Origin of the sequence: Mycolicibacterium neworleansense, from assembly GCF_001245615.1 — a bacterium.
Lineage (GTDB): Bacteria > Actinomycetota > Actinomycetes > Mycobacteriales > Mycobacteriaceae > Mycobacterium > Mycobacterium neworleansense.
Genome location: NZ_CWKH01000003.1, coordinates 1 through 12,654, shown reverse-complemented (window position 1 = coordinate 12,654; position 12,654 = coordinate 1). Strand labels below are relative to the sequence as shown.

General features: G+C 61.2%; 7 protein-coding genes and 3 rRNA genes. 9 read left to right on the top strand and 1 reads right to left on the bottom strand.

Annotated elements, in window-relative coordinates; genetic code table 11:
• Positions 1–38 precede the first annotated feature (38 nt).
• Genes atpA through BN2156_RS24450 form a run of 5 tightly spaced genes read left to right on the top strand, consistent with a single transcriptional unit; the run spans position 39 to position 4,970 of the window.
• Positions 39–1,688, top strand: a complete 1,650-nt coding sequence (gene atpA / locus BN2156_RS24470; RefSeq protein WP_090517631.1) for a F0F1 ATP synthase subunit alpha — start codon at positions 39–41, stop codon at positions 1,686–1,688.
• Positions 1,689–1,695: 7 nt separating this feature from the next.
• The gene (locus tag BN2156_RS24465; RefSeq protein ID WP_090517630.1) at positions 1,696–2,619 is read left to right on the top strand and encodes a F0F1 ATP synthase subunit gamma; all 924 of its coding nucleotides are present in this window, start codon (positions 1,696–1,698) and stop codon (positions 2,617–2,619) included.
• A 41-nt stretch (positions 2,620–2,660) separates the two neighbouring features.
• Complete coding sequence (gene atpD / locus BN2156_RS24460; RefSeq protein WP_039323358.1) at positions 2,661–4,088, top strand: F0F1 ATP synthase subunit beta; 1,428 nt, start codon at positions 2,661–2,663, stop codon at positions 4,086–4,088.
• Positions 4,089–4,142: 54 nt separating this feature from the next.
• The gene (locus tag BN2156_RS24455) at positions 4,143–4,508 is read left to right on the top strand and encodes a F0F1 ATP synthase subunit epsilon (RefSeq protein ID WP_090517629.1); all 366 of its coding nucleotides are present in this window, start codon (positions 4,143–4,145) and stop codon (positions 4,506–4,508) included.
• Between the two features lie 15 nt (positions 4,509–4,523).
• Positions 4,524–4,970: a DUF2550 domain-containing protein gene (locus BN2156_RS24450; protein ID WP_162490952.1), complete on the top strand. Its 447-nt coding sequence runs from the start codon at positions 4,524–4,526 to the stop codon at positions 4,968–4,970.
• 2 nt (positions 4,971–4,972) lie between these two features.
• On the opposite strand, the gene BN2156_RS24445 is transcribed toward BN2156_RS24450, so the two are convergent.
• Positions 4,973–5,551: a cob(I)yrinic acid a,c-diamide adenosyltransferase gene (locus tag BN2156_RS24445; RefSeq protein WP_090517627.1), complete on the bottom strand. Its 579-nt coding sequence runs from the start codon at positions 5,549–5,551 to the stop codon at positions 4,973–4,975.
• A 97-nt stretch (positions 5,552–5,648) separates the two neighbouring features.
• Between BN2156_RS24445 and murA the strand changes: the two genes are divergently transcribed.
• The 4 genes from murA (at position 5,649) to rrf (ending at position 12,644) form a co-directional block, all read left to right on the top strand.
• Positions 5,649–6,905, top strand: a complete 1,257-nt coding sequence (gene murA / locus BN2156_RS24440) for a UDP-N-acetylglucosamine 1-carboxyvinyltransferase (protein ID WP_090517626.1) — start codon at positions 5,649–5,651, stop codon at positions 6,903–6,905.
• A 465-nt stretch (positions 6,906–7,370) separates the two neighbouring features.
• Positions 7,371–8,888, top strand: a 16S ribosomal RNA gene (locus BN2156_RS24435).
• A 364-nt stretch (positions 8,889–9,252) separates the two neighbouring features.
• Positions 9,253–12,378: ribosomal RNA gene (locus BN2156_RS24430) — 23S ribosomal RNA — on the top strand.
• A 152-nt stretch (positions 12,379–12,530) separates the two neighbouring features.
• Positions 12,531–12,644, top strand: a 5S ribosomal RNA gene (gene rrf, locus BN2156_RS24425).
• Together the 16S, 23S and 5S rRNA genes form the textbook arrangement of a ribosomal RNA operon.
• Positions 12,645–12,654: the final 10 nt, after the last annotated feature.

The window sequence follows — 12,654 nt, the reverse complement described above, 5'->3', positions numbered from 1 at the left end:
ACGAACCACCCAAGAACAAGGTAGGAAGACGAAAAACCATGGCAGAGTTGACAATCTCGGCTGCTGATATCGAAGGTGCCATCGAGGACTACGTATCCTCGTTTTCCGCCGACACCGAGCGTGAAGAGATCGGCACCGTCGTCGACGCCGGTGACGGCATCGCTCACGTCGAGGGCCTGCCCTCGGTCATGACCCAGGAACTGCTCGAGTTCCCGGGCGGTGTACTGGGTGTGGCGCTCAACCTCGACGAGCACAGCGTCGGCGCCGTCATCCTGGGTGAGTTCGAGAAGATCGAAGAGGGCCAGCAGGTCAAGCGCACCGGCGAGGTGCTCTCGGTGCCGGTCGGCGACGCGTTCCTCGGTCGCGTCGTCAACCCGCTCGGCCAGCCGATCGACGGCCAGGGTGACATCGCCGCCGACGAGCGGCGCGCACTCGAGCTGCAGGCCCCTTCGGTGGTTCAGCGTCAGGGCGTCGGCGAGCCGCTGCAGACCGGTATCAAGGCCATCGACGCCATGACCCCGATCGGCCGCGGCCAGCGCCAGCTGATCATCGGTGACCGCAAGACCGGCAAGACCGCGGTCTGCGTCGACACCATCCTCAACCAGCGCGAAGCCTGGCTGACCGGCGACCCCAAGCAGCAGGTGCGCTGCGTGTACGTCGCCGTCGGCCAGAAGGGCACCACCATCGCCAGCGTGAAGCGCGCGCTGGAAGAGGGCGGCGCGATGGAGTACACCACCATCGTCGCGGCTCCCGCCTCTGACCCGGCCGGCTTCAAGTGGCTGGCGCCGTACACCGGTTCTGCCATCGGCCAGCACTGGATGTACGACGGCAAGCACGTGCTGATCGTCTTCGACGACCTCACCAAGCAGGCCGAGGCCTACCGCGCCATCTCGCTGCTGCTGCGTCGCCCGCCGGGCCGTGAGGCATACCCGGGTGACGTCTTCTACCTGCACTCGCGTCTGCTGGAGCGTTGCGCGAAGCTCTCCGACGAGCTGGGTGGTGGTTCGATGACGGGCCTGCCGATCATCGAGACCAAGGCCAACGACATCTCGGCCTACATCCCGACCAACGTCATCTCCATCACCGACGGCCAGTGCTTCCTGGAGTCCGACCTGTTCAACCAGGGTGTGCGCCCGGCCGTCAACGTCGGTGTGTCGGTGTCCCGCGTCGGTGGCGCCGCGCAGATCAAGGCCATGAAAGAGGTCGCCGGCTCGCTGCGTCTGGATCTGTCGCAGTACCGCGAGCTGGAGGCCTTCGCGGCCTTCGCCTCGGACCTGGACGCGGCCTCCAAGGCCCAGCTGGACCGCGGTGTCCGCCTGGTCGAGCTGCTCAAGCAGGCGCAGTACAGCCCGCTGGCCGTCGAGGACCAGGTCATCGAGATCTTCCTCGGTACCCAGGGCCACCTGGATTCGGTTCCCGCCGAGGACGTCTCGCGCTTCTCGTCCGAGCTGCTGGAGCACGTGAAGGCCAGCCACTCCGACATCCTCACCGGGATCAAGGAGACCAAGAAGCTGTCCGAGGAGAGCGAGGAGAAGCTGGTCTCGGTCATCAACGAGTTCAAGAAGGGCTTCGCCGCCACCGACGGCAGCTCCGTGGTCGTGAAGGACGCAGAGGCCGAAGCCCTGAATCCCGAGGACCTGGAGAAGGAATCGGTCAAGGTCCGCAAGCCGGCTCCGAAGAAGGCCTAGGTAACCAATGGCAGCCACACTTCGCGAGCTACGCGGGCGTATCCGCTCGGCTTCGTCGATCAAGAAGATCACGAAGGCCCAGGAGCTGATCGCCACGTCGCGGATCGCCAAGGCGCAGGCCCGGGTCGATGCGGCCCGGCCCTACTCCACCGAGATCACCAACATGCTCACCGAGCTGGCCGGTGCCAGCGCGCTGGATCATCCGCTGCTCGTTCAGCGGGAGAACCCCAAGCGCGCCGGTGTGCTGGTGGTGTCCTCGGACCGCGGTCTCTGCGGCGGTTACAACGCCAACGTGCTGCGCCGGGCCGAAGAACTGTTCTCGCTGCTGCGAGAAGAGGGCAAGAACCCGGTGCTCTACGTCGTCGGCCGGAAAGCGTTGGGCTACTACAGCTTCCGCCAGCGGACGGTGACCCAGTCGTGGACCGGCTTCTCTGAGCGGCCCACCTACGAGGACGCCAAGGAGATCGCCGACACCTTGGTGGAGGCGTTCATGTCCGGCGCTGACGACGACGGCGACGATGCGGGCGCCGACGGTATCTTGGGTGTCGACGAACTGCACATCGTCTCGACGGAATTCCGTTCGATGCTCTCGCAGACCGCGGTGGCCCATCGGATCGCGCCCTTGGTCGTCGAGTACGTCGGTGAGCCGGAGACCGGTCCGCACACGCTGTACTCGTTCGAGCCGAATGCCGAGGACCTGTTCGACGCGCTACTGCCGCGTTACATCGCCACCCGGGTGTACGCGGCGCTGCTGGAGGCTGCGGCCTCGGAGTCGGCCTCGCGCCGGCGCGCCATGAAGTCGGCCACCGACAACGCCGACGATCTGATCAAGGCACTCACGCTCGCGGCCAACCGTGAACGTCAGGCACAGATCACCCAGGAAATCAGCGAGATCGTGGGCGGCGCGAACGCGCTGGCCGACGCGCGCTAGCCGGACCAAAGACGAAAGCCTCGTAGGAAAGCGAAGAGAGAATGACTGCTACTGCAGAAAAGACCGCGGGCCGCGTAGTCCGCATCACCGGCCCGGTGGTGGATATTGAATTCCCGCGCGGTGCCGTGCCCGAGCTGTTCAACGCGCTGCACGCCGACATCACCTATGGCGCACTCGCGAAGACCCTGACGCTTGAGGTTGCCCAGCACCTCGGCGACAACCTGGTGCGTTGCATCTCCATGCAGCCCACCGACGGCCTGGTGCGTGGCACCGATGTCCGCGACACCGGCGCCTCGATCTCGGTGCCCGTCGGCGACGGCGTCAAGGGCCACGTGTTCAACGCCCTCGGTGACTGCCTCGACGATCCCGGCTACGGCAAGGACTTCGATCACTGGTCGATCCACCGCAAGCCGCCGGCCTTCGCCGACCTGGAGCCCCGCACCGAGATGCTGGAGACCGGTCTGAAGGTCGTCGACCTGCTCACGCCGTACGTGCGTGGTGGCAAGATCGCCCTGTTCGGTGGTGCCGGTGTCGGTAAGACGGTTCTGATCCAGGAGATGATCAACCGTATCGCCCGCAACTTCGGTGGCACCTCGGTGTTCGCCGGCGTGGGTGAGCGCACCCGTGAGGGCAACGACCTGTGGGTCGAGCTCGCCGATGCCAACGTGCTCAAGGACACCGCGTTGGTGTTCGGCCAGATGGACGAGCCGCCAGGCACCCGTATGCGCGTCGCCCTGTCGGCCCTGACCATGGCCGAGTACTTCCGCGACGAGCAGAACCAGGACGTGCTGCTCTTCATCGACAACATCTTCCGGTTCACCCAGGCCGGTTCCGAGGTCTCGACCCTGCTGGGTCGTATGCCTTCGGCCGTGGGTTACCAGCCGACGCTGGCCGACGAGATGGGTGAGCTGCAGGAGCGCATCACCTCGACCCGTGGTCGCTCGATCACCTCGATGCAGGCCGTGTACGTGCCCGCCGACGACTACACCGACCCGGCGCCGGCGACCACCTTCGCCCACCTGGATGCCACCACGGAGCTCTCGCGTGCGGTGTTCTCGAAGGGCATCTTCCCCGCGGTGGACCCGCTGGCTTCGTCCTCGACGATCCTGCACCCCAGCGTCGTCGGCGACGAGCACTACCGCGTCGCCCAGGAAGTCATCCGGATCCTGCAGCGCTACAAGGATCTCCAGGACATCATCGCCATCCTCGGTATCGACGAGCTGTCGGAAGAGGACAAGGTTCTGGTGTACCGCGCCCGTAAGATCGAGCGCTTCCTGAGCCAGAACATGATGGCCGCCGAGCAGTTCACCGGTCAGCCGGGTTCGACCGTGCCGCTCAAGGAGACCATCGAGGCCTTCGACAAGCTGGCCAAGGGCGAGTTCGATCACCTGCCCGAGCAGGCGTTCTTCCTGATCGGTGGTCTGGACGACCTGGCGAAGAAGGCCGAAAGCCTCGGCGCCAAGCTGTGATCGCCCTAGTCCGAAGGCTGCGCACGCGACGAGCACAAAGAAAGGTGGTGTGGAATGGCTGATTTGAACGTCGAGATCGTTGCCGTCGAGCGTGAGCTCTGGTCCGGCAGCGCAACGTTCGTCTTCACCCGGACCACCGCTGGTGAGATCGGCATCCTGCCTCGCCACATTCCGTTGGTGGCGCAGCTGGTCGACGACGCCATGGTGCGGGTCGAGCGTGAAGGCGAAGACGATCTGCGTATCGCCGTCGACGGCGGTTTCCTGTCGGTGACCGAGGAGACGGTCCGGATCCTGGTGGAGAACGCTCAGTTCGAATCCGAGATCGACGCCGACTCCGCCAAGCGGGACGCGGAGTCCGACGACGAGCAGACGGCGGCATGGGGTCGGGCGCGCCTGCGTGCTCTCGGCCAGATCGACTGACGACAGAGACGACAGATGAGCGCGCCCATGATTGTCATGGTCGCGCTCGTCTGCGTTCTGGCGGTATTGGCCGGCGCGCTGAGCTATCGCCTGTGGAAGTTGCGTCAGGTCGGTGGAACAGCAGCCATCCTGCGCGATTTTCCGGCCGAGGGCGGTAGCGGCTGGCGCCACGGTGTGATGCGGTACCGCGGTGGCGAGGCCGGTTTCTACCGGCTGTCCAGCATCCGCTGGTGGCCCGACCGAAGATTGAGCCGACGGGGGCTGGAAGTGGTGTCGCGCCGAGCCCCGCGTGGCGACGAATTCGACATCATGACCGATGCAACGGTCATCCTCGAACTGCGCGACAACAGCCCCGAACGCCGGCAGGGCTACGAGATCGCCCTGGACCGGGGCGCCCTGACGGCATTCACCTCCTGGCTCGAATCCCGGCCATCGCCGCGGGCCCGTCGCCGTAATTACTGAAGCTACTTCTCGGCTCCGCCGCCAGGCTTCCAGAGCACGTCGCCATCCGGGTTCGCGACCCGCGACAGGATGAACAGCAGGTCGGACAGCCGGTTCAGGTATTTCGCGGGCAGGACGCTGACCGAATCATCGTGCTCCTCCACCGCGATCCAGGCCGCGCGCTCGGCGCGGCGGACCACGGTGCGCGCGACGTGCAACAGCGCCGACAGGGGAGTGCCACCGGGCAGGATGAACGAGTTCAGTGCGGGTAGCGCCTCGTTGAACTCGTCGCACCACTTCTCCAGGCGATCGATGTAGGCCTGCGAGATTCGAAGCGGCGGGTGTTCGGGGTTCTCCACGACCGGAGTGGACAGGTCCGCCCCGGCGTCGAACAGGTCGTTCTGAATCTGCCGCAACACCGCCAGGATTTGCTGATCGGGTGCGCCGAGGGCGACCGCGACGCCGATGGCGGCGTTGGCTTCGTCACAGTCGGCGTAGGCGGCCAACCTCGAATCATTCTTGGAAACTCGACTGAAGTCACTGAGCCCGGTCGTGCCGTCGTCGCCGGTGCGGGTGTAGATACGGGTGAGATGAACCGCCATAGCTGAACCGTACCGGGCTTGAGAACAAGCTCGCCGGGCCCGCCGGATCTGTCCGAGCAGGCGGAAACTCGACGGCAGGCTGTTTACACTAACCGGCGTGAGCGAGCGTTTCTTGGTGACCGGTGGTAGTCGGTTATCAGGCGAAGTTGCTGTCGGTGGCGCGAAGAACAGTGTGCTGAAACTGATGGCCGCCTCGTTGCTGGCCGAAGGCACCAGCACGATCACCAATTGCCCCGACATCCTCGACGTCCCCCTGATGGCCGAGGTGCTGCGGGGGTTGGGCGCCACTGTGGAGCTGGACGGCGACACCGTCCGCATCACGTCGCCCGACGAGCCGAAGTACGACGCCGACTTCGCCGCGGTCCGCCAGTTCCGCGCCTCGGTGTGTGTGCTGGGACCATTGGTGGGCCGCTGCAAGAAGGCCAAGGTTGCCCTTCCGGGGGGTGACGCGATCGGATCGCGGCCGCTGGACATGCACCAGGCCGGCCTGCGCCAACTGGGGGCGACCTGCAACATCGAGCACGGTTGTGTGGTGGCCGAAGCCGATCATCTGCGGGGTGCCGAGATCCAGCTGGAGTTCCCGTCCGTGGGGGCGACGGAGAACATCCTGATGGCGGCGGTGCTGGCCGAAGGTGTCACAACGATCCACAACGCGGCACGCGAGCCCGACATCGTCGACATCTGCGCGATGCTCAACCAGATGGGTGCCAAGGTCAGCGGCGCGGGGACGTCGACGCTGACGATCACCGGTGTCGACCGGCTCTATCCCACGCAACACCGGGTGATCGGTGACCGGATCGTGGCGGCGACGTGGGGGATAGCCGCGGCGATGACGCGCGGTGACATCTCCGTGACGGGCGTCGACCCACAACACCTGCAGCTGGTGCTGCACAAGTTGCATGACGCGGGCGCCACCGTGACCCAGAACGACGACGGTTTCCGGGTGGTCCAGTACGAGCGGCCCAAGGCAGTCAACGTGGCGACGCTCCCGTTCCCGGGTTTCCCGACCGACCTGCAGCCGATGGCCATCGGGCTGGCGGCGGTGGCCGACGGTACGTCGATGATCACCGAGAACGTTTTCGAAGCTCGCTTCCGGTTCGTCGAGGAGATGATCCGGCTGGGTGCCGATGCCCGCACCGACGGTCATCACGCGGTGGTGCGCGGAATCCCGCAGCTTTCGAGTGCTCCGGTGTGGTCGTCGGACATCCGGGCCGGCGCCGGCCTGGTGCTCGCCGGTTTGGTCGCCGATGGAGAGACCGAGGTTCACGACGTGTTCCACATCGATCGCGGCTACCCGTTGTTCGTCGAAAACTTGTTGAGCCTCGGAGCTGAGATCGAAAGAGTAGGCTCTTAGGCAGCACGTTTGAGCCTGTCCGCAAGCTCGAAATCGCGCTGACCAGCCGATTTGACCTTGGACGTTGGCCCGCGCTAATCTTTTGAAGTCGCCGCGGAGCGGGGAGAACGAGCCCGGGCCACAGCGACTTGACAAGCCAGCAGAGATCGTACTAAGCTGGCGAGGTTGCCTCAGACCGGATGAAATAAGCCAAAACGAGGCAACTTGACTCACCGGCAAGATGCAAATTAAGCTGGTGGGGTTGCCCCAAAATAGGGCAGCAAAGCAGAAAAGCCTGTTGTTTGAGAACTCAATAGTGTGTTTGGTGGTTTTTGTTTGTTGTTTTTGCCACTCATCTTGGGGGACTCCCCGTCTTCCGATCTTGGTGGGTGGTTTTGTTTTTTGATGCCAGTTTTTTTGGTGTCTTTTGTTTAGGTCAGATTGTTCTGAACTTGAAATTCTGCCCTGTCTTTGATGGGGAGTTTTTGTTTGGAGAGTTTGATCCTGGCTCAGGACGAACGCTGGCGGCGTGCTTAACACATGCAAGTCGAACGGAAAGGCCCTTCGGGGTACTCGAGTGGCGAACGGGTGAGTAACACGTGGGTGATCTGCCCTGCACTTTGGGATAAGCCTGGGAAACTGGGTCTAATACCGAATAGGACCGCGCTCTTCATGGGGTGTGGTGGAAAGCTTTTGCGGTGTGGGATGGGCCCGCGGCCTATCAGCTTGTTGGTGGGGTAATGGCCTACCAAGGCGACGACGGGTAGCCGGCCTGAGAGGGTGACCGGCCACACTGGGACTGAGATACGGCCCAGACTCCTACGGGAGGCAGCAGTGGGGAATATTGCACAATGGGCGCAAGCCTGATGCAGCGACGCCGCGTGAGGGATGACGGCCTTCGGGTTGTAAACCTCTTTCAATAGGGACGAAGCGCAAGTGACGGTACCTATAGAAGAAGGACCGGCCAACTACGTGCCAGCAGCCGCGGTAATACGTAGGGTCCGAGCGTTGTCCGGAATTACTGGGCGTAAAGAGCTCGTAGGTGGTTTGTCGCGTTGTTCGTGAAAACTCACAGCTTAACTGTGGGCGTGCGGGCGATACGGGCAGACTAGAGTACTGCAGGGGAGACTGGAATTCCTGGTGTAGCGGTGGAATGCGCAGATATCAGGAGGAACACCGGTGGCGAAGGCGGGTCTCTGGGCAGTAACTGACGCTGAGGAGCGAAAGCGTGGGGAGCGAACAGGATTAGATACCCTGGTAGTCCACGCCGTAAACGGTGGGTACTAGGTGTGGGTTTCCTTCCTTGGGATCCGTGCCGTAGCTAACGCATTAAGTACCCCGCCTGGGGAGTACGGCCGCAAGGCTAAAACTCAAAGGAATTGACGGGGGCCCGCACAAGCGGCGGAGCATGTGGATTAATTCGATGCAACGCGAAGAACCTTACCTGGGTTTGACATGCACAGGACGCCAGTAGAGATATTGGTTCCCTTGTGGCCTGTGTGCAGGTGGTGCATGGCTGTCGTCAGCTCGTGTCGTGAGATGTTGGGTTAAGTCCCGCAACGAGCGCAACCCTTGTCTCATGTTGCCAGCACGTAATGGTGGGGACTCGTGAGAGACTGCCGGGGTCAACTCGGAGGAAGGTGGGGATGACGTCAAGTCATCATGCCCCTTATGTCCAGGGCTTCACACATGCTACAATGGCCGGTACAAAGGGCTGCGATGCCGTGAGGTGGAGCGAATCCTTTCAAAGCCGGTCTCAGTTCGGATCGGGGTCTGCAACTCGACCCCGTGAAGTCGGAGTCGCTAGTAATCGCAGATCAGCAACGCTGCGGTGAATACGTTCCCGGGCCTTGTACACACCGCCCGTCACGTCATGAAAGTCGGTAACACCCGAAGCCGGTGGCCTAACCCTTGTGGAGGGAGCCGTCGAAGGTGGGATCGGCGATTGGGACGAAGTCGTAACAAGGTAGCCGTACCGGAAGGTGCGGCTGGATCACCTCCTTTCTAAGGAGCACCACGAGACCTGGGCCGGCCCCGTAAATCGCGGGATCAGCTGAGCTTTCAGGCGATTCGTTGGATGGCCTCACACCTGTAGTGGGTGGGGGTCTGGTGCAACAACAAACTTGTGGAACTGCCAGACACACTATTGGGCTTTGAGACAACAGGCCCGTGCCCCTGTTGGGGGTGGCATCCGGTTGCGGGTGTCGGCGTGTTGTTGCCTCACTTTGGTGGTGGGGTGTGGTGTTTGATTTGTGGATAGTGGTTGCGAGCATCTAGCACGCATATGTTGGGTCTCACTCCTTGTGGGTGGGGCCTGGTTTGTGTGTTGATGTGCAATTTCTTTTGAAACTCATTTTTGGTTTTTGTGTTGTAAGTGTTTAAGGGCGCATGGTGGATGCCTTGGCACTGGGAGCCGATGAAGGACGTTGGAGGCTGCGATATGCCTCGGGGAGCTGCCAACCGAGCGTTGATCCGAGGATGTCCGAATGGGGAAACCCGGCACGAGTGATGTCGTGTCACCCTGCACTGAATACATAGGTGTAGGGAGGGAACGCGGGGAAGTGAAACATCTCAGTACCCGTAGGAAGAGAAAACAAAATGTGATTCCGTGAGTAGTGGCGAGCGAAAGCGGAGGATGGCTAAACCGTATGCATGTGATACCGGGTAGGGGTTGTGTGTGCGGGGTTGTGGGACCTGTTTTTCCAGCTCTACCTGGCTGGAGGGTAGTGAGAAAATGTCGTGGTTAGCGGAAGTGGTTTGGGATGACCTGCCGTAGACGGTGAGAGCCCGGTACGTGAAAACCTGACATCTACCTTGAACGGTGTTCCCGAGTAGCAGCGGGCCCGTGAAATCTGCTGTGAATCTGCCGGGACCACCCGGTAAGCCTGAATACTTCCCAGTGACCGATAGCGGATTAGTACCGTGAGGGAATGGTGAAAAGTACCCCGGGAGGGGAGTGAAATAGTACCTGAAACCGTGCGCTTACAATCCGTCAGAGCCCTCGACTTGTCGTGGGGTGATGGCGTGCCTTTTGAAGAATGAGCCTGCGAGTCAGGGACATGTCGCGAGGTTAACCCGTGTGGGGTAGCCGCAGCGAAAGCGAGTCTGAATAGGGCGTATCCACACAACAGTGTGTGGTGTAGTGGTGTGTTCTGGACCCGAAGCGGAGTGATCTACCCATGGCCAGGGTGAAGCGCGGGTAAGACCGCGTGGAGGCCCGAACCCACTTAGGTTGAAGACTGAGGGGATGAGCTGTGGGTAGGGGTGAAAGGCCAATCAAACTCCGTGATAGCTGGTTCTCCCCGAAATGCATTTAGGTGCAGCGTCACATGTTTCTTGTTGGAGGTAGAGCTACTGGATGGCCGATGGGCCCCACAGGGTTACTGACGTCAGCCAAACTCCGAATGCCGACAAGTCCAAGAGTGTGGCAGTGAGACGGCGGGGGATAAGCTCCGTGCGTCGAGAGGGAAACAGCCCAGATCGCCGGCTAAGGCCCCTAAGCGTGTGCTAAGTGGAAAAGGATGTGCAGTCGCGAAGACAACCAGGAGGTTGGCTTAGAAGCAGCCACCCTTGAAAGAGTGCGTAATAGCTCACTGGTCAAGTGATTGTGCGCCGATAATGTAGCGGGGCTCAAGCACACCGCCGAAGCCGCGGCAACGTATTTATACGTTGGGTAGGGGAGCGTCCTGCATCCGGTGAAGCAGCAGAGTGATCTAGCTGTGGAGGGTGTGGGAGTGAGAATGCAGGCATGAGTAGCGAATAGGCAAGTGAGAACCTTGCCCGCCGAAAGACCAAGGGTTCCTGGGCCAGGCCAGTCCTCCCAGGGTGAGTCGGGACCTAAGGCGAGGCCGACAGGCGTAGTCGATGGACAACGGGTTGATATTCCCGTACCCGTGTATGTGCGTCCCTGATGAATCCATTGTGCTAACCATCCAAAACCGTCGTGACCGATCCCTTCGGGGTGAGGCGTTGACGGGGCTGCGTGGGACCCCGGTGGGTAGTAGTCAAGCGATGGGGTGACGCAGGAAGGTAGCCGTACCAGTCAGTGGTTGTACTGGGGTAAGCCTGTAGGGAGAAACGTAGGCAAATCCGCGTTTCACATATCCTGAGAGGTGATGCATAGCCGTTTGAGGCGAATTCGGTGATCCTATGCTGCCAAGAAAAGCCTCTAGCGAGGACATACACGGCCCGTACCCCAAACCAACACAGGTGGTCAGGTAGAGAATACTAAGGCGTACGAGTGAACTATGGTTAAGGAACTCGGCAAAATGCCCCCGTAACTTCGGGAGAAGGGGGACCCCCATATCGTCAAGGCTCTTGCGGCCGGCAGCGGGAGGGGGTGGCACAAACCAGTGAGAAGCGACTGTTTACTAAAAACACAGGTCCGTGCGAAGTCGCAAGACGATGTATACGGACTGACGCCTGCCCGGTGCTGGAAGGTTAAGAGGACCTGTTAACCCTTCGGGGTGAAGCAGAGAATTTAAGCCCCAGTAAACGGCGGTGGTAACTATAACCATCCTAAGGTAGCGAAATTCCTTGTCGGGTAAGTTCCGACCTGCACGAATGGCGTAACGACTTCTCAACTGTCTCAACCATAGACTCGGCGAAATTGCACTACGAGTAAAGATGCTCGTTACGCGCGGCAGGACGAAAAGACCCCGGGACCTTCACTACAACTTGGTATTGGTGCTCGATACGGTTTGTGTAGGATAGGTGGGAGACTGTGAAGCTCACACGCCAGTGTGGGTGGAGTCATTGTTGAAATACCACTCTGATCGTATTGGGCCTCTAACCTCGGACCGTATATCCGGTTCAGGGACAGTGCCTGGTGGGTAGTTTAACTGGGGCGGTTGCCTCCCAAAATGTAACGGAGGCGCCCAAAGGTTCCCTCAACCTGGACGGCAATCAGGTGTTGAGTGTAAGTGCACAAGGGAGCTTGACTGCGAGACGTACATGTCGAGCAGGGACGAAAGTCGGGACTAGTGATCCGGCACCTCTGAGTGGAAGGGGTGTCGCTCAACGGATAAAAGGTACCCCGGGGATAACAGGCTGATCTTCCCCAAGAGTCCATATCGACGGGATGGTTTGGCACCTCGATGTCGGCTCGTCGCATCCTGGGGCTGGAGCAGGTCCCAAGGGTTGGGCTGTTCGCCCATTAAAGCGGCACGCGAGCTGGGTTTAGAACGTCGTGAGACAGTTCGGTCTCTATCCGCCGCGCGCGTCAGAAGCTTGAGGAAATCTGTCCCTAGTACGAGAGGACCGGGACGGACGAACCTCTGGTATACCAGTTGTTCCACCAGGAGCACCGCTGGATAGCCACGTTCGGACAGGATAACCGCTGAAAGCATCTAAGCGGGAAACCCCCTCCAAGACCAGGCTTCTCACCCTTTTAGAGGGATAAGGCCCCCCGCAGACCACGGGATTGATAGACCAGACCTGGAAGCCTAGCAATAGGTGCAGGGAACTGGCACTAACCGGCCGAAAACTTACAACAACCAACAAACACCAAAGTTTGATGAGTTTCAGTAAGACACACACCTGACCTCGCAACCACACCACAAACACCCACACCTCGTGTGACCGGAGTGCACACCGCACCCCACCACCAAAACACAAGGTTCACACCCAAAAACGGGTGAATAAAGTTACGGCGGTCCATAGCGGCAGGGAAACGCCCGGTCCCATCCCGAACCCGGAAGCTAAGCCTGCCAGCGCCGATGATACTACCCTCCCGGGTGGAAAAGTAGGACACCGCCGAACACAAATTAAG

Excerpts from the sequence above, each read along its gene's own strand:
- BN2156_RS24450 (WP_162490952.1), top strand. The coding sequence starts at position 4,524 with ATGAGCGCGCCCATGATTGTCATGGTCGCGCTCGTCTGCGTTCTGGCG.
- BN2156_RS24445 (WP_090517627.1), bottom strand. The coding sequence starts at position 5,551 with ATGGCGGTTCATCTCACCCGTATCTACACCCGCACCGGCGACGACGGC.
- BN2156_RS24465 (WP_090517630.1), top strand. The coding sequence starts at position 1,696 with ATGGCAGCCACACTTCGCGAGCTACGCGGGCGTATCCGCTCGGCTTCG.
- atpD (WP_039323358.1), top strand. The coding sequence starts at position 2,661 with ATGACTGCTACTGCAGAAAAGACCGCGGGCCGCGTAGTCCGCATCACC.
- atpA (WP_090517631.1), top strand. The coding sequence starts at position 39 with ATGGCAGAGTTGACAATCTCGGCTGCTGATATCGAAGGTGCCATCGAG.
- BN2156_RS24455 (WP_090517629.1), top strand. The coding sequence starts at position 4,143 with ATGGCTGATTTGAACGTCGAGATCGTTGCCGTCGAGCGTGAGCTCTGG.